Raw genomic sequence first — 16,779 nt, 5'->3', positions numbered from 1 at the left:
ATTATCCTCAGTCCCGCATTTCGGTCTGGCGTTCGACAGGGTCGATCAGCACGGCTTTCTGCTGGCGCACCAGCAAGTCGAGAATTTCATCCTGACGCTCGCCCAGAATCCCGCTGAAGCTGATGCCGCTGGATTTGGTCGGGGCGAGCATGGACACGCGATACAACTCGACGCTCAGCGGCGAGTCGATGGACAGCGGGCCACTGCCGTTGCCGGCCAGTTCACCGCCGACCACGATCAGCGAGACTTCGGCGTCGAACGGGTCGAGCTTGATGTCGCGGTCGGTGTCGCTCAGGTCCTTGATGTGGCCGTAGACGCCGGTCAGGCCGTTGGCCAGGGACAGGTTTTCATAGAGGCGGATGTTCACGCTGTTACGAATACGGATGCCGTGGCGTTTGTTGCTGATCACCTTGTTGCCGTAGATCAGGTTGTCGGCACTCTCGTAGAGGGTGATGCCGTCGGTGTGGTTCTTGTAGATCTCGTTGTAGGCGATCAGGTTGTTCACGCTGTTACGGTCGATCACCAGGCCCGACAACTTGTTGTCGTAGCTGCGGTTGTTGAAGATGAAGCTGTCGTTGACCTCACGGGAAATAATGATCCCGTGCTTCTTCTTGGTCCCGTAGACGGTGTTGTCGGCAATGATCAAACGGTGCGAACGGTCATGCGGGTCGATGCCGTAGACGATGTTGTCTTTGTAGGTGTTGCCCTTGACCACGAAGTCGCGGGTTTCGTAGCAGTAGAAGCCGTACCACATGTCCGAGAACTCGGAACCGACGATCCAGCCGGTCGGCTCAGGTCGCTTCAAGACCTTGGCCATGTTCGGCGTGTACTGGGAAATACTCACGCCGTAGGACTTACTGTTGGCGTAGCCGAAACTGGCGATCTTGCTGTTGGCAATGTAGGTCTCGGTGCCACCCCAGGACAGCAGGAACGGACGGAATTCCTTGGGCGAGGTGAACGTCGCCGGGCCGTTGTCCTTCTCGCGCCAGCCGGTGATCTTGGTGTCACGCACAAACAGCTGGCCGTCGTTGACCAGGAACGAACCGGCCTCTTGGGACAGACGCAGTTCCTGGGTCTGCTTGTCGATTTCGAGGATGCCGTGACGGCCAACCACAATCGGCAACTTCGCCAGGAACACCCCCGGCGAGGTTTCGCTGAAGTACTGCTTGGGCAGCTTCTTCGCCAGGTCCTTGAGGTTCATGTAGCCGTCGTCGACAAAGATTGCCTGCGGGATACCGTGCTGACGCACCACCCACTCGGCCATCTTGTTGTCGCCACCGATGAAGTCCTTCAGGGCGTCTTCCTGCATCATCCGGCGCACGCTGATCTTGCCGGCCTTGGTGCGCACGATTTTTGCGGCGATGGCTTCGGCGGTATAGCCGGACAGGTCCGGTAGCGTTGGCTTGGCCAGCTCCAGCGGTGCGGTCGGTGCGCTGCTGACGGTGTAGGTCTTGGCCTGTTGCAAACCTTTGGCAATGGTCTCCGGTTGCCCTTTCTGCACGGGCACGACCGGTTCCACATTGGCGAAGGCAGCCGCGCTGGCCAGCAGCATCGCGCCGGCCAGCAAGGAGATCGAACCTCGCTTCGAATTGTTCATGTCGGGCACTCCCTTCGCGGTTCGCATCAGAAGCGCCAGATCACGTCGATGAATGCGCGGTGCATGTACGAATCGACTTCCTTGCCGTACGCATCACCCGGCTTGAACACACCACCACGGAAACGCACGAGGGCCGAAGGCTCGTCGATCGACTGGCTCAACGCCGCCGGCAACAGGCCCTGCTTGAAGTACTTGGTGACGACCAGGTCCATTTCCTGACCGAGGTCTTTTTCGCCATCGTTCAGCGGCAGGGACGTGGTGGAGAGAATCGCGCCGGTCGGGTCGTCGGTGTTGTTCTCGACCGCGTTGATGCCGTTGCTGCCGATCGGCTTGTTGCCGTCGACGCGCCAGAACTTGTGGTAGATCACGCTGGCGTCGTATTCGTCGTTGAGCATCCACGAACCGAACAGGGTAGCGGTCTGCATGTTCTGCATTTCGCCACGGAAGGCTTCGCCGAAACGGTGAACCCGCGAGCGGGTACCGGTGTAGTTCGAGCGGTTGCTTTCCAGGCCGTTCTGTTCGTACTCGGCACTGGCGCGGGCATAGGCGGCACCAACTTGCCATTGCGGATCGAGGCGCAGACGCACGCCGACATCCGTGGCCCAGCCATTGAGGTCTTGGCCGCGTTTGGCTTCGGTCGGAGGCGTGCCATTGGCGTTCAGCGGGTTGACCGTGTCGGTGTCGCCGCTCATGCCGGTGATGCTGCCCCAGTAATTGACGGTGTTGGTGTTGCGCCAGTTATAAGCGTCGCTGTCGGCGGTCAGGCCCAGCCAGGTGAGGTCACCGTTCTGTTTCTTGTCCAGCGAATCGGTGGGTACGCCCGGCTGCGGGTAGTCGAGCTTGCCGTCATCGTGGGTGTGATGAGCACGAATGCCCGCCCACTGCCCCGGCGTCCACTGATACTCCGCATCGGCGTAGACGTGCAGGCGATCCTTGTCTTTTGGAGCGAGCTCCGTGAGGTCGGTGCGGTACTCGCTGAAGCGTTCGGCGACGCCCATGTTGGCGCGCAACAGGGTGGTGTCGAAGGTCCAGTTCAGGGCTTCGATGTTGGTGTCGCGCCATTGGCCGTCGGCGTTGTGCAGGCGTTGGCGACCGAGCTTCAACTGTTCGCCGGGATACGGCGTGAGGCCGCTGTAGCCGACCCAGAATTCGCGCATTGCCAAGTAGTTTTTCTTGGTCTTGCGATCATCGTTGGTGGTCGGCGTGGTGCCATCGCTGGCGGTCCCTTGCAAGGTGTCCGTCTCGATGATGTCAGTGGCGGTCACGGCCTGGCCCATGGCATAGGCGCTCCACGCGCCGCTCTCGCCATAGATCCATGGACGCAGGTCGAGACCGACGCCATTGACGTCGCCGCCGCTCTGGGTGCCGAGGTCGCTGTCGTCCTCGGACTGGCCGGTGACTTTCACTTCGAGGCCGAAGTTTTTGGTTTCAGTGATCGCGGCCAGTGTCGGGCAAGACCAGATCAGCGCGAACGTGAGGCCGATGCCGGCCTTCATGAATGGATTCAACTTCATAGGGATTCCTCGCCGTCTTCTTCTTGCAGGGCATGCAGTTCCAGCGTGTTCTGGCTCAAGGACCCACGAATGGCCTGTTCTTGTTTCAACAGGCGTTGGGCCTCGGCGAGCTGGGCAGGCGGCAGTTGTGCTTCGAGTGTTTGCGCAAGCTCGGTGGCTTGCGGGGTGTCTTGAGCCTTGGCCAACTGACTGAAGACGTAAGCGTTAAGCGGGTTGGGCTTGGTGCCCTTGCCTTGGGAAAACAGCTGGGCGATGGCGAAGTCGGCGCTGTTCTGGCCGTTGCGCGCAGCGGTCAGCAAGTGATCCAGGGCCTTCTGCGAATAGACTTTGCCCAGGTAACCGCGGCGGTAGATCTGGCCGAGGTAGTAATCGGCGGCGACTTCGCGACCGACGGCTTTCTGGAAATGTTCTTCGGCGACCTTGGCGTCGGCCGGGACCATTTTGCCTTCGTAATAGAGCTTGCCCAGCAACAGTTCGGCGCGCGGCTGGTCGGCGGCGCGACCGTTGTCCAGGTACTTCATCATCTGGTCGACGTCACCCAGTTCAGGGAAGTCGTAGATCAATTGCGCGAGGGTGACCCACGACGCCGGGTAGCCTGGAGCGATAGGTTCGAGCAGCGACTGCGCGGTTTTCTCGTCGGTCTTGCCCAGGGTCGGGTCCGCGAGTACACGGGCGACGCTGTCGACTCGTTGCGCAGAGACGGTGCCGCGAGCGTGTGCGGCTTGCATCTGCTTGATCAGCTCGGCTTGTTGCTCGGGCTTGGCCTGTTTCTGATAAACCGTGGCCAGTTCGACGTAGCAGATGTCGGTGGTGTTCAGTGCGGCTTTGCAGATGCTGGCGATTTCGTCCAGGTGCTGGTCGTAAGTACCTTGGGTGCGATAGAGCAGCACTTGCGCCAGACCCGCTTCCGGTTTGCCTTCGGCGCGCCATTGGCTGATCTGCTTCTGCGCATCGATGTTGGGAAAACTGTGCGGGTATTGCAGGTACAGCATCGCCAGTGGAATCAGGGTGTTGCCTTCGCCATTGGCCGAGGCCTTTTTCAACAGGCCTTCGGCTTCGTGCTGTTCGGCTTCAGTAGATCCCGGCTTGGCCACCAACAGGCGACCGAGGCGAGCCTGCGCCCTTGGCGAGACATCGGCCGCCGCGCGGTAAGTCGCCTCGGCCTGTTTGATCTGCGCCGGGTCGCGGCTGTCGACCTGAATATCGGCCAGGCCCACTTGAGCCTCGCTGTAGCCGAGGTCGGCCAGTTGCTTGTAATTCTGCTGCGCGAGCGCAGTGTCACCACGCTTGAGGGCTTCGTTGGCCAGACGCTGGTCGGGCAGGCCGGCGCAACCGGCCAGGCTCACTGCCAACGCGATTGCACACACCGCATATCCAGTATGGGAGCGGGCTTGCCCGCGATGCAGGCGCTGCGGTGCATCAGATAAACCGAGTTGATCCCATCGCGGGCAAGCCCGCTCCCACAGGGTTTGTGGTGTTTTCAGGAAACTGATAATCGTCACGGGCATGTCCTCGACTTAAAGACCGGCGGCCATGGCTTTGTCGATCAGCCAGTTCAGGTTCGGGCCACGGTCGCTGTTCACTTCCACCGGGCGACCGGCGAGGCTGCTGTCCAGGGCTTCGTCAGGCTGGATCAGCACACGGATGTCGGACGACAGGTCGGCGCTTTTCAGGCTGGTGCTGCTGACGATCTTGCCGGTGCGGGTTTTGTCTTCGCCGGCGATCTGGAAGCTGACCGGAGTACCCGGACGCACGTCACGGAACTGGCGATAAGAGAAGCGCGCTTCGATGTTGGCTTCGGTGTTGCGCGGCACCAGTTGGAAGATCACGTCGCCCTTGCTGGCGTATTGACCGTTGGCAACCATTTGTTGGGCCACGGTGCAATCGCACGGCGAGGTCAGGGTGCCGGTCATTTGCTTGCCGAACAGTTCTTCAACCTTGGCCGGTTGCAGTTGGTCTTCGTCCAGATGCCCTTTGAGCACGTCGAGCATGCTGGTGCTGAACGTGGCGAGCGGGGCGCCTTTGGCGGCCACGCCGTCAGCCTTGATCAGGCTCTGCACGGTGCCGTCGCGCGGCATGGTGATGTTCATGCCCGGCACGCTGACCAGACCGGCCTGTGCGTGGCTGACGAAGTACATGCCGTACACCGATTTGAAAATGAAACCGAATGCCGCGACGCCGACGATGAAAATCCCCAGGCTGAAGGTCACTGCACGCAGACGACCGAACGCGGTCATGCCGTGGCCGCCGTCCTTGACCTTGCGCGCCTTGGTGAAGTTGTCGCGCTGCAGGGTCGCCAGCACTTCACCCATGCTGACGATGTCGCCGGCCAGGTGAGAGGTGATCAGGTGACGCAGGGTCGAAATGTCTTGCGGTTCGAGGTTCTGGAATTGGCAACCGGCACGGCCGGTCTGGCGGTCAAAGGAGCGAACCTGCAATTCCACGTCCATGGCCAGGCCGAGGTTGTCGATGACGAATTGCAGGCGAGCCTTGTACACGTCACCGATCTTCAGCGGCAGTTGACCGGCGTTGAACGCCAGGCCGCCAGCGGAAAGGTCGATCACACGGGCTTCAACCGGCGTCCGGTCCGGACCGAAGAAGCGCAGCTTGGCCGGGATTTTCACTCGGGCGTGTTGGCGCTGGGCTTCAGATTCATGCACTACGTTGGCGTTGACGGCGGTATTCATAGGGGCGATTTCCTTGTTAATTCAATAGGGGCGGGTCAGACCATCATCAGCAGCACGGCGACAAAAATGCTGCCGGCGGAGAAGGTCATGGTCCGAGACGACCAGGTGTTGAACCAACGTTGAAAGCTGGCGAGATCACGGGTCAGAGAAGTGGGCTGGCGAGTCCAGGACTGTTGATCGAGGCGGAAGAACACGTAGATCTTCACCAGCGCGCCGACGATCTGGTTGTAATAGAGAATCGCCGGGTAGGCCGGGCCGATCCGGTGACCGGAAAGGGACAGCAGCACGGTCAGGATCAGGCGGGTAATGCCGATCCACAGCAGGTACACCAGGATGAACGCGGTGCCATATTTGAAGCTGGCAATCAGCGCGACTGTCAGGCCCAGCAACGACGTCCACATCGACACGCGCTGATCGAACAGCACCACCGAGGTGAACAGGCCGAGGCGTTTCATCCCCAGGCCCAGGGCGCGGGAGTTCTGGCGCAGGTTGTTGCCGTACCAGCGGAACATCAGCTTGCGGCTGGCCTTGATGAAGCTCTTTTCCGGCGGATGCTCGACGGTGTTGATCGCGGCGTCCGGCACGTAGAAGGTGTCGTAACCCAGGCGCATCAGGCTGAACCAGCTCGACTTGTCATCACCGGTAAGGAACTTGAAACGACCCAGGCGCCAATGTTGCAGCGAGTCGCTTTCCACGTCGGCGATGAATTCCGGGTTGGTGACCACCGTGGCACGGAACACCGACATCCGGCCGGTCATGGTCAGTACGCGCTTGGACAAGGCCATCGAGCACATGTTGATGTGGCGCTGGGCGAAACGCAGCTTGTGCCATTCGCTCATGATGTAGCCGCCGCGCACTTCACAGAACTCGTTGGTGGTCAGGCCGCCGACGTTGCCGAACAGCTGGAACCATGGCACGGTCTTGCGCACGGTGCCTTCGCCGAGCACGGTGTCGCCATCGATCACGGCGACCACGGCGCGGTCGTCCGGCAAGTGGCGGGAGATGGCGCGGAAACCGTAGGCCAGGCCGTCGCGCTTGCCGGTGCCGGGAATGCGCACGAAGTCGAGCTTGACCCGGTCCGGCGGATTCATCCGCGACCAGAGGCTCTTCACCAGCTTCTCATCGGACATTTCCACGATGGAGCAGACCATGGTGGTCGGCAGGCCGCAGTCGATCGCTTCTCGAATCACCGAGGCGTAGACCTGCGCGGTGGTCAGCGCGTCGATACGGAAACTGGTGACCATCAAAAATACATGGGACGGGTCCGCCGCTTTGCCCAGTTTGCGCACTTTGCGCCGCAGGTGCGGGTAGACCACGTACAGGAACAGCATGCCGCGCAGAAAGTGCGTGGCACCCATTGAGTAACGCCAGATCCCGATGAAGCCGATCAGGAAAATGAAGTCCTTCGACTCGGAGTCGAACGTGGACGCAGGCAACGCCATGGCGATGCCCATCAATAAACTTAGGTAAAACAGCCAACCTGCGGCCTGAAGTAGGCCGTGCTTTAGCCTGTGCATAATCGGAATCCTAAAGTCAGTTGCAAGCCCCGCGCCCCTGTAGGAGCCCGGCTTGCCGGCGATGGCGATCTCAAGTCCGTCATCGTCGGCAAGGCGGGCTCCTACAGGTGTTTCATCCGCAATAAGCGCGGTGTCGGAGACGGGATTCCGTATTACCAGCAGATGCCTTCGGTGCGGCCGCTGACGCTGGTGGCTTTAGTCATGAAGCCCACCAGGTCGACCACTTGCTTGCCGTGCGGGGCGTTCTGCGCCAGGGCGCGGAATTTCTCGTCACGGTTGCCGAGGATGATCACGTCGGAGTTGTTGATCACGTCGTCGAAGTCGGAGTTGAGCAAGGACGAGACGTGAGGGATTTTCGACTCGATGTAATCCTTGTTCGCGCCGTGGACACGGGCGTATTCGACGTTGCTGTCGTAGATGCTCAGGTCGTAACCCTTGCCGATCAGCATTTCGGCCAGATCCACCAGCGGGCTTTCGCGCAGGTCGTCGGTGCCGGCCTTGAAGCTCAGGCCCAGCAGGGCGACTTTGCGTTTGTCGTGGCTGGACACGATGTCGAAGGCGTTCTGCACCTGGGATTCGTTGCTGCGCATCAGCGAGTTCAGCAGCGGTGCTTCCACGTCCAGGGAACCGGCGCGGTAGGTCAGGGCACGCACGTCTTTCGGCAGGCAAGAGCCGCCGAACGCGAAGCCTGGGCGCATGTAGTACTGGGACAGGTTCAGGGTTTTATCCTGGCAGACCACTTCCATCACTTCACGACCATCGACGCCGACTGCCTTGGCGATGTTGCCGATTTCGTTGGCGAAGGTGACCTTGGTGGCGTGCCACACGTTGCAGGTGTACTTGATCATCTCGGCAACGGCGATGTCCTTGCGGATGATCGGCGCGTCGAGTTCTTCGTACAGCGACTGCAGAACGTCGCCCGATGCTTTGTCGAACTCGCCAATGACGGTCATCGGAGGCAGGTCGTAGTCGGCGATCGCGGTGCTTTCACGCAGGAACTCTGGGTTCACTGCAACGCCGAAGTCGATGCCGGCTTTCTTGCCGGAGCAATCTTCGAGGATCGGGATCACAACGTTGGCCACAGTGCCTGGCAATACGGTGCTGCGAACCACGATGGTGTGGCGGGTGGTCTTGTCACGCAGGACAAAACCGATTTCGCGGCACACGGCTTCGATGTAGTTCAGTTCCAGGTCGCCGTTTTTCTTGCTGGGCGTACCGACGCAGATCATCGACAGGTCGGTGTCACGAATCGCCTCGGCGAAGTTAGTCGTGCCACGCAGTTTGCCGGTATCGATACCTTTGCGCAGAAGTTCGCCCAGGCCCGGTTCAACGATCGGCGATTTGCCGGCATTGATCATATCGATTTTGTCTTTGGCAACATCGACGCCAACGACGTCATGGCCCCGTGCAGACAGGCAACCGGCACAGACAGCGCCGACATAACCCAAACCAAATATGCTGATGCGCATCGCAATTACCTCACTGTTATCAAGACTGTATTCACAAGCCATTAGATGGCTGGAGTTAAAGGTGTTTAGCGGTCATAGTGCACTCGAAAGTGCGGCTTACAGGCGCCACAATGCCGTGTGCAGGCATACTAAGTTCCGAGTGTCTAAATAAGTGCACTCAAGATGTGCGCAACTAGGCCTTATTATTATGACGTGCCCTGTTATGCAGCCGGTCCTCTGGCCTGAGGACGCTTGTGCAAGGATTTTGCGCGCTCAATGCCAGGCAATAAGCCCGTAAATCAAGCGGTTGGGTGCTCGGTAGAGCACGTTTATAGGGGCGCTGCCTTGGCCTTGTAGGGGATATTAATGGTGCGTATCTCCTGTCCTTCGTGTGTTGCCCAAATAAGCGACTCATGTTCGGAAGTTAATGTGACAACTTCGCTATGTGAATGGCTTGTCTGCGTAAGTTATCTCGTACAAGCACGTTGATAATCGTTACCGGTGGTATGAGCTACGCATTTGGACATAGTTCCAGTCCGCTCATCGCGAATTCTGAAATTTCTTGAAATATTAAGAAAGATGGCACTACTTTCATATTGATGGCACTTGCTGTTTCACCCTTGATACATAGGGGGCTAACCGAGTTCGATAGTTTTATGCCACTACCGATAAAAATTTTCAGTGCCACTACTGAAAAAAAACACCGAAGTCGAGTGAAACAAAAGTTAGAAAATTATGTGGTGTTTTATTGGCGTCAATAAGTCGACGAAAGAAGGAGGGATTGTTCGACGAACGGGCGTCGGCGCACGACGAGGATTATGAGAGTCGTGCGCCGGGTTGGTGCTTTTATTCGGGGGCGTGATCGCGCAGGAAAACCAGGTTGTCCGGTTTGGACTGTTCAGCGCTGTAGCGGTAACCCTGAACGTCAAATTGCTTGAGGTCGGCAGGGTTGTTGATGCGCTCTTCGATGACGAAGCGGCTCATCATGCCGCGGGCTTTTTTCGCGTAGAAACTGATGATCTTGTACTGGCCGTTCTTCAGGTCCTTGAAGTCGGTATTGATGATGCGCGCGTTCAAGGCGTTGCGTTTGACCGCCGAGAAGTATTCGTTGGACGCCAGGTTCAGCAGCACGTCATCGCCTTGGTCGGCCAGCGCCTCGTTCAGCCATTCGCTGATGCGCGTGCCCCAGAAGGCATACAGGTCCTTGCCACGGGCATTCGCCAGTTTGGTGCCCATCTCCAGTCGATACGGTTGCATCAGGTCCAGCGGGCGCAGCAGGCCATACAGGCCGGACAGCATGCGCAGGTGCTGCTGGGCGTAATCGAAATCGGCTTCGCTGAAGGTTTGTGCGTTGAGGCCGGTGTACACATCGCCTTTAAAGGCCAGCAGCGCCTGCTTGGCGTTTTCCGGAGTGAACGCCGGTGTCCAGCTGCCGAAACGCGCGGCGTTGAGCCCGCCGATCTTGTCCGAGACGTGCATCAATTCGCTGATTTGCGCCGGCGTCAGGTCGCGCAGCTGCATGATCAGCTCTTGGGAATGATCGAGGTACTGCGGCTGGGTAAAGCGCTGGGTCGCCGGCGGTGTTTCGTAATCGAGGGTCTTGGCGGGGGAAATCACCATCAGCATGAAGTCGTCTCCTTTAATCGTGGGCGCGATTCTAGGGGGTAGAGGCGGATGACTCCAGCTATGGGTGTCATAGGTGATGGGTGGTGTCAGTGGGACAGATCGCAGCCTCGCGTTGCTCGACAACTGCTATGGGACCGATTGGGATCGGAATGTAGCAGCTGTCGAGCAACGCGAGGCTGCGTTCTTTTGATCGTCTCGATATATAGTGCGCCGCGGGTTTTGTTATGGAGACATCCCATTGCGTATCGTTTTTCTTTTCTCGGCCTGGCTATTGAGCTTTGGCGCCCTGGCGGCGCCCGGTGATCTGGCGACGCTGGACCGCAGCACCTGGCCTGAGAAACTCAGCAGCCCGACCCTGTTCGACGTGGCATCGCGGGCCGAAATCCTCATGTTTGCGCGAGTATTGCTGGCCAGCGAATCGCTGGATGAACCCGCACTGGCCCAACGCCTGGGGTTGCGCAAAATCAATCTGGAAGCGGTCAACCAACTGCGCCAGCGCCTGTGGCAGCGCTTGTTGACCAACTACAACTTCGCCCAGCAAAGCTGCGATCAGGATGCGTCTTTCTGTTTCCTGGTCGAAGACATGGAGACCTTGCGCGGGCAAGCAGCCAAGTTCCTGGTCAGCGACGACAGCTACTACATCAAGTGGGCCGAACCGAGCCGGTTGTTCCACGCGCAGTACCTGGACGAGCAACTGCGCAAGGCCGCCCTGTTTCCGCAGACCAGCAGCGAAGTCGATCGTTTTGGCGACTATGAGCACAATGGCGATGCCATGCATGACCGGCTGTTTTTGTTGACCTTCGACAGCGCCGCCAACATCGCGCCGGACAACACCGGGTGGGCTGCCGAGTACCTGCGCAAGATGAACATGAGCGGCACGTTCTTCGTTCTCGGCAAGGACATTCAGGCGCGCCTGGCTGCCGACTCGGTGGCCAGCCTGCAAGCGATGTATTCACAGCAATGCATCGGCGTGCAGGGCTGGGAGTTCCGCTCTCACAGCCATTGGCAGGACTGGCAGGACTCGGTGCGACGCAGCGTCGAACTGGTCAAGAGCAAGTTGCCGGAGAACTACGTGCCACTGTTTCGTCCACCTGATGGCCAACGTCGCTCCGATGCCGAAGGCTTCTTCAATGCCCAGGGCTTGCAGGTGGCGTTGTGGGATATCGATGCTCAGGACGGGGCGGGCAAGCTCAAGGGCAACCCGAGCGCGCAACGGGTGTTGACGCTGATGCTGCTGTGGCGCCACGGCGTAATCAATTTCAATGTGAAACAGGACGCGGTGAAAACGGCGATACCCTGGCTCATCACGCAAACGGCGCAAAGCGGGATCGGTTGGGAAGACTGTCAGGACGGTTTTCGCTGAAACGCAGCGAATTGGCACAAGCGCCGTAAACATTGGGTTTGGGGCGTTTTTGGGAGGGATTTCGATGCAGGCGGACTTCCGACTTTAACGGGGTGATGGCAGTCCGCCAAGTGCTATTGGTCATTCTGAAAAATAAACTTCAAAAAAGCGTCAAAGTACTTTTTTCTGTCACACGTTTTGGAGTATTACGAAGACAGACCGCCGAAACCTGCAACACAGGTGGCGTCTTCCAAGACCCGTTTGTTTGCAGTCACTTGACTCTCCGCAGGTGAGATTCGGCAGTCACTTCGAGGCGCAGCACCGCCAAGGTATTGCGTCTACTGGCTCCCACAAAGGTGACCGAGTATGGATGATCACGGACGTAGCTCTTCTTCCAACCAGCCAATCCTTTATGTACTCGATACCAACGTATTGATTCACGATCCAAACGCGCTGCTCAACTTCGAAGAACACCACGTTGCCATCCCGATGACCGTCCTTGAAGAGCTCGACAAGCTCAAGAGCGGGCATCACAGCGTGGCTGCGGAATGCCGTCAGGCCATTCGCCTGATCGACAAGACGCTGGGCGATGCCAGTCCTGAAGACGTCGAGCTGGGTGTACCGATCCAGCGTGGCAAAAGTGGGCCCAAGGGTTTGCTGTCAATTCTGATGAGCAAACGCGCCGAACCGAACATCATTCTTCCCGAACACCTGAACGACAACATCATCATCAACCAGTTGATCGACCTGCACGCGCGCGCGCCCACGTTGCCCGTCGTACTGGTCACCAAAGACATCAACATGCGCCTCAAGGCCCGGGCGTGCGGGATTGCGGCCGAGGACTACAGCACCGACCAACTGGTTGATGACGTATCGCTGCTGCCCAACGGTTACCACAACATGACCGGCTCCTTCTGGGACCTCGTCAAGAATGTCGAAACCCGCCAGGATCACGGCCGCACCTGGCACCAGGTGAGAATGATCGACAACCTGCCGGCTGTGCACATCAACGAGTTCATCATCGACGAACAGGGCTTTGTCGGCTGGATCAAGGAAATTGACGAAGACAAGCTGCTGATTCTCGACCTGCACCAGGAACCGCTGCTGCATCAGGAGGCCTGGGGCCTGAAACCGCGTGACATCTATCAGAGCCTGGCGCTGTACGCCTTGCTGGACCCGGATATCCACCTGGTCAACCTGTCCGGTGCTGCCGGTTCGGGTAAAACCATCCTGGCCCTGGCTGCGGCGATCGAGCAGACCATGGTCAGCAAACGCTATCGCCGGATCATCGCGACCCGTAGCGTGCAGGGCCTGGACCAGGAGATCGGCTTCCTGCCCGGTACCGAAGCAGAAAAAATGGAGCCGTGGCTGGGCGCCATCACCGACAACCTCGAAGCCTTGCACATGGATGATGAAAACACCCATGGCAGCGTCGACTACATCCTCAGCAAAGTGCCGTTGCAGTTCAAATCCCTCAACTACATTCGAGGCCGCAGCTTCCAGCAGAGCCTGATTTTGATCGATGAATGCCAGAACCTGACACCGCACCAGATGAAAACCATCATCACCCGTGCCGGTGCCGGTTCCAAAGTGGTGTGCCTGGGCAACCTGGCGCAGATCGACACCCCTTACCTGTCCGCGACCAGCTCCGGGCTGACGTACCTGACCGAACGCTTCAAAGACTTCCCCAACGGTGTGCACATCACCCTGCAAGGGGTGCCTCGTTCGATTCTGGCCGAGTACGCTGAATCGCATTTGTAACTGCTCCACCCAAACCGGGCGGCCCCAAAGGTCGCCCGGTTTTTTATGGATGAATGCAAGCCTGTAGGCGCGTGGCTTGCCCGCGATGCAGACACCGCGGTGCATCAGACATAACGCGTTGATCCCATCGCGGGCAAGCCGCGCTCCCACAAGGTTCAATGTGATCTTGCAATCAAACGTGCGGAAAATTGACCCACAGGTTTACAATCGACGCTCCTGATCAGGAGTAACCCTGTGCTGACTCATCTCGATTCCCAAGGGCGCGCCAACATGGTCGACGTCACTGAAAAAGCCGTGACGTTCCGTGAAGCGACGGCCCAAGCGCTGGTGCGCATGTTGCCCCAAACGTTGCAGATGATCGTCAGCGGCGGTCACCCCAAGGGTGATGTGTTCGCCGTGGCGCGTATCGCCGGCATTCAGGCGGCGAAGAAAACCAGCGATCTGATTCCACTGTGCCATCCGCTGATGCTGACCGGCGTCAAAGTCGAGCTCAGTGCCGAAGGTGACGATACCGTGCGCATCGTCGCGCGTTGCAAGTTGTCCGGGCAGACGGGCGTCGAGATGGAAGCGCTGACTGCTGCCAGCGTGGCGGCACTGACCATCTACGACATGTGCAAGGCCGTGGATCGCGGCATGACCATCGAAAGCGTGCGCCTGCTGGAGAAGGTCGGCGGCAAGAGCGGTCATTTCCAGGCGGATCAGCCATGAACGTTACCGTGAAGTTTTTCGCGCGCTACCGTGAAACGCTCGGCGTGGATTCGGTCAAGGTTGAGGGGGATTTCGCCACGGTCGACGACGTGCGTGCGCTGCTGGCCCAGCGCGACGGTGCCGACGTATTGAACGAGCAGAACCTGATGTGCGCCCGCAATGAAGACCTTTGCCAGCTCGACGAGCCGGTGAGCGATGGCGATGAAGTGGCTTTCTTTCCAACCGTGACCGGGGGCTGATCCATGGCGATTCGCGTGCAGTCCACGGCGTTCGATCCGGGCGCTGAAGTCAACGCCATGCACGCTGCCAATGTCGGCGTGGGCGCGGTGGTGAGTTTTGTCGGCTACGTGCGCGACTTCAATGACGGACTCGATGTGGCCGGGATGTTTCTTGAGCACTACCCGGGCATGACCGAAAAAGCCCTCGGCAAGATTGCCCTCGAGGCCGAGCAGCGCTGGCCGCTGTTGAAGCTGGAAGTGCTGCACCGCATCGGCGCCCTGGAACCGGGCGAACCGATCGTCTTCGTCGGCGCCGCCAGCGCCCACCGCCAGGCCGCGTTCGATGCCTGCGCCTTTGTCATGGACTACCTGAAAACCCGTGCGCCGTTCTGGAAGAAGGAAAATACCCGCGATGGCCCGCGCTGGGTTGAGGGGCGTGACAGCGATCATGCGGCGGCGGATCGCTGGAAGAAGTAGTTCCTGCAGCGTACTCAAGCCCGTCTTCGCGAGCAGGCTCGCTCCCACAGTTGATCTTCATGAACACACTGTTTGTGTACGATCCAGATCCCCTGCAGGAGTGAGCCTGCTCGCGAAGGGGCTATCAGCTCCACCGCAAAACGCCCTGATTCACTGCCCGACCACCGGCCGCAGCGAACTGCGCACACCCGATTGACGCTTTGTACATTAAAGTCCAGTATGGAATTATAAGTACAAAAAAGGCGTCCCCTGTTTCTGCTCTTTCTTCTGTCTTGCCAAACCAACAACAACCCGCGAGAGAACGAACATGAAGAAATTCCCCCTCATCACCGGTCTGGCCCTGAGCCTGTTGGCGTGCACCAGCGTGTTTGCCACCGAGAAAGCCCTGCGCATCGGTATCGAAGCCGCTTACCCGCCGTTCGCCTCGAAAACCGACGAGGGCAAAATTGTCGGTTTCGACTACGACATCGGCAACGCGTTGTGCGCACAAATGAAGGTCCAGTGTGTGTGGGTCGAAGGCGAATTCGACGGTCTGATTCCTTCCCTGAAAGTGAAGAAAATCGACATGGCGCTGTCGTCCATGACCATCAATGAAGACCGCAAGAAGTCGGTGGACTTCACCCACAAGTATTACTTCACTTCGTCGCGCCTGGTGATGAAGGACGGCGCGGTGGTCGATGACCAATACGCCAGCCTCAAAGGCAAAACCGTTGGCGTGCAGCGCGCGACCACCACCGACCGTTATGCCACCGAGGTGTTCGAACCGAAGGGCATCAACGTCAAGCGCTACGGCAACAACGAAGAAATCTACATGGACCTGGCAGCCGGTCGCCTCGATGCGATTTTTGCCGACACCATCCCGCTGAATGACTTCCTGTCGATGCCGCGTGGCAAGGGTTACGCGTTTGTCGGGCCGGAGTTGAAGGACCCGAAATACGTGGGCGAGGGCGCGGGGATTGCGGTGCGCAAGGGCAACACTGAATTGGTCAGTGAATTGAACGCGGCGATTGATGGCATTCGGGCGAGTGGCGAGTATCAGAAGATTTCGGACAAGTACTTCAAGTCCGATATCTACGGCGACTGATAGTCCGTCATCGCGGGCAAGTCGAATCGTCGCACCGCCGGCTCCCACATGGGGTCTGTGTCAAACACAAATCCTCTGTGGGAGCCGGCGGTGCGACGATTCGAGGGCCCGACCAGCCAACACAATCTCAGCCCTTCAGTTCCTTCAAATGCTTGTAAACCGTCGCCCGGCCCATGTTCAGTACATTGGCCACATAGTTCGACGCGCTCTTGCCCTTGAAAGCGCCTTCGGCGTGCAGCGCCAGCACCAGTTCGCGTTTATGGTCGCGTGTCAGCAGGTTCAGGCTCAGCTGGCGCTCACGCAGCCAGGCATGCAGGAAAGTATTGATCCGCTCCTGCCAGTCATCACGAAACAGTGAATCCGGTTGCGGGATCAGCTTGCTCGGTGACAGGAACAGGTCGAGCGCCGCCTTGGCATTCTCGAACAGCGAGATGTTCAGGTTGACGCACAACACGGCCAGCGGATGACCTTCGCTATCGCGCAATACAGTGCTCAAGCTGCGAATCTTCTGGCCGTCCCAATTGAGCTTTTCGTACGGCCCAATGTTGGTTTCGCTGACATCGTCGCTGAGCATGTCCTCCAGCGCCGCGTCATCGCCGATTTCCCGTTTCGACAGGTTGTTGGCGATGTAGTCGATCTTCTGCGTGCGCAGGTCGTGCAGCACCACCTCGGCATGAGGAAAGAACAGCGTGGCGATGGCATCGGCGATCGCTCGGTAATTGTCCAGCGCCGGGTCTTTTTCAGGTGCGTTCATACAGTGGAGCTCCAGGCAGCGTCAGCGCCCGGTAAAAACGGGCGCT

14 protein-coding genes are annotated in these 16,779 nt (G+C 58.9%); 6 read left to right on the top strand and 8 right to left on the bottom strand.

Annotated elements, in window-relative coordinates:
- Positions 1 to 7 precede the first annotated feature (7 nt).
- The 7 genes from algG to yaaA form a co-directional block, all read right to left on the bottom strand.
- On the bottom strand, positions 8 to 1,597 hold the full coding sequence (gene algG / locus SB725_RS07135) for a mannuronan 5-epimerase AlgG (RefSeq protein WP_059181587.1): 1,590 nt from the start codon (positions 1,595 to 1,597) through the stop codon (positions 8 to 10).
- A 26-nt stretch (positions 1,598 to 1,623) separates the two neighbouring features.
- A complete protein-coding gene (locus SB725_RS07130) occupies positions 1,624 to 3,111 on the bottom strand; it encodes an alginate export family protein (RefSeq protein WP_027924842.1) in 1,488 nt (495 codons plus the stop codon).
- Entirely contained in the window at positions 3,108 to 4,619 is a 1,512-nt protein-coding gene (gene algK, locus SB725_RS07125; RefSeq protein ID WP_081743983.1) for an alginate biosynthesis TPR repeat lipoprotein AlgK, read from the bottom strand. The genes SB725_RS07130 and algK overlap by 4 nt, the downstream gene beginning before the upstream one ends.
- 9 nt (positions 4,620 to 4,628) lie before the next feature.
- Positions 4,629 to 5,798 carry an alginate biosynthesis protein Alg44 gene (locus SB725_RS07120; RefSeq protein WP_027924844.1) on the bottom strand — a complete coding sequence of 390 codons (1,170 nt, stop codon included), beginning with the start codon at positions 5,796 to 5,798 and terminating at the stop codon, positions 4,629 to 4,631.
- Positions 5,799 to 5,833: 35 nt separating this feature from the next.
- A complete protein-coding gene (gene alg8, locus SB725_RS07115; RefSeq protein ID WP_032833612.1) occupies positions 5,834 to 7,315 on the bottom strand; it encodes a mannuronan synthase in 1,482 nt (493 codons plus the stop codon).
- A 152-nt stretch (positions 7,316 to 7,467) separates the two neighbouring features.
- Positions 7,468 to 8,784, bottom strand: coding sequence for a nucleotide sugar dehydrogenase (locus SB725_RS07110; protein ID WP_027924846.1), 1,317 nt, complete (start codon positions 8,782 to 8,784; stop codon positions 7,468 to 7,470).
- 825 nt (positions 8,785 to 9,609) lie between these two features.
- Entirely contained in the window at positions 9,610 to 10,389 is a 780-nt protein-coding gene (gene yaaA, locus SB725_RS07105) for a peroxide stress protein YaaA (protein ID WP_027924847.1), read from the bottom strand.
- A gap of 238 nt (positions 10,390 to 10,627) precedes the next feature.
- Between yaaA and SB725_RS07100 the strand changes: the two genes are divergently transcribed.
- The 6 genes from SB725_RS07100 to SB725_RS07075 all read left to right on the top strand — a co-directional run bounded on the left by SB725_RS07100 (position 10,628) and on the right by SB725_RS07075 (position 15,979).
- Positions 10,628 to 11,752, top strand: a complete 1,125-nt coding sequence (locus tag SB725_RS07100) for a polysaccharide deacetylase family protein (RefSeq protein WP_194939955.1) — start codon at positions 10,628 to 10,630, stop codon at positions 11,750 to 11,752.
- A gap of 345 nt (positions 11,753 to 12,097) precedes the next feature.
- Positions 12,098 to 13,492 (top strand): PhoH family protein, encoded by a 1,395-nt coding sequence (locus SB725_RS07095; RefSeq protein ID WP_027924849.1) that lies wholly within the window; start codon positions 12,098 to 12,100, stop codon positions 13,490 to 13,492.
- Positions 13,493 to 13,726: 234 nt separating this feature from the next.
- Positions 13,727 to 14,200 (top strand): cyclic pyranopterin monophosphate synthase MoaC, encoded by a 474-nt coding sequence (gene moaC / locus SB725_RS07090; RefSeq protein WP_410921468.1) that lies wholly within the window; start codon positions 13,727 to 13,729, stop codon positions 14,198 to 14,200.
- A complete protein-coding gene (gene moaD, locus SB725_RS07085; protein ID WP_027924851.1) occupies positions 14,197 to 14,439 on the top strand; it encodes a molybdopterin converting factor subunit 1 in 243 nt (80 codons plus the stop codon). The genes moaC and moaD overlap by 4 nt, the downstream gene beginning before the upstream one ends.
- 3 nt (positions 14,440 to 14,442) lie before the next feature.
- Positions 14,443 to 14,895, top strand: coding sequence for a molybdopterin synthase catalytic subunit MoaE (moaE, locus tag SB725_RS07080; RefSeq protein ID WP_027924852.1), 453 nt, complete (start codon positions 14,443 to 14,445; stop codon positions 14,893 to 14,895).
- Between the two features lie 307 nt (positions 14,896 to 15,202).
- Entirely contained in the window at positions 15,203 to 15,979 is a 777-nt protein-coding gene (locus SB725_RS07075; RefSeq protein WP_027924853.1) for an ABC transporter substrate-binding protein, read from the top strand.
- 127 nt (positions 15,980 to 16,106) lie between these two features.
- Here SB725_RS07075 and SB725_RS07070 read toward each other — a convergent pair whose 3' ends face one another.
- Positions 16,107 to 16,733 (bottom strand): transcriptional regulator, encoded by a 627-nt coding sequence (locus SB725_RS07070; protein ID WP_027924854.1) that lies wholly within the window; start codon positions 16,731 to 16,733, stop codon positions 16,107 to 16,109.
- Between the last annotated feature and the right edge of the window lie 46 nt (positions 16,734 to 16,779).

It is taken from the genome of Pseudomonas sp. SIMBA_041, from assembly GCF_046535095.1.
GTDB classification, from domain to species: Bacteria; Pseudomonadota; Gammaproteobacteria; order Pseudomonadales; family Pseudomonadaceae; genus Aquipseudomonas; species Aquipseudomonas mucoides.
The sequence above is the reverse complement of the archived record's forward strand: the minus strand, read 5'-3'. Positions and strand labels throughout refer to the sequence as shown.